The organism is Salmonella sp. SAL4457 (genome assembly GCF_046548235.1).
In the GTDB taxonomy this organism is placed as follows: domain Bacteria; phylum Pseudomonadota; class Gammaproteobacteria; order Enterobacterales; family Enterobacteriaceae; genus Salmonella; species Salmonella enterica.
Genome location: NZ_JBGDZO010000429.1, coordinates 1 through 275 on the forward strand (window position 1 = coordinate 1; position 275 = coordinate 275).

The 275-nt window shown below is 64.0% G+C and carries 1 pseudogene; it reads right to left on the reverse strand.

The features are described 5' to 3' along the window. Window positions 1-275, reverse strand: a pseudogene (locus tag ACLJNW_RS24930) (flagellar motor switch protein FliM); the annotation flags it as partial.

Here is a 275-nt window from a genome sequence, read left to right on the forward strand (position 1 = left end):
TGGCCGGGTTGACCTCCGAGTTGACGTACTCGAAGTTCATCTCCAGCACCGCCTGCCAGGCTTCCTTCAGATCGACGAAGGCCTGCTCCAGCACCCTCCGCACCACCCGCAGTTCGGTCGGGGTGAACTCGCGGCCCTCGATCTTGGCGTGGCGGCCGTCGCCGCCGAAGAAGTTGTCCACCAGCTTGAACACCAGCTTGGCGTCGAGGATGAACAGCGCGGTGCCGCGCAGCGGCTTCATCTTCACCAGGTTGAGGCTGGTGGGAACGTACAGC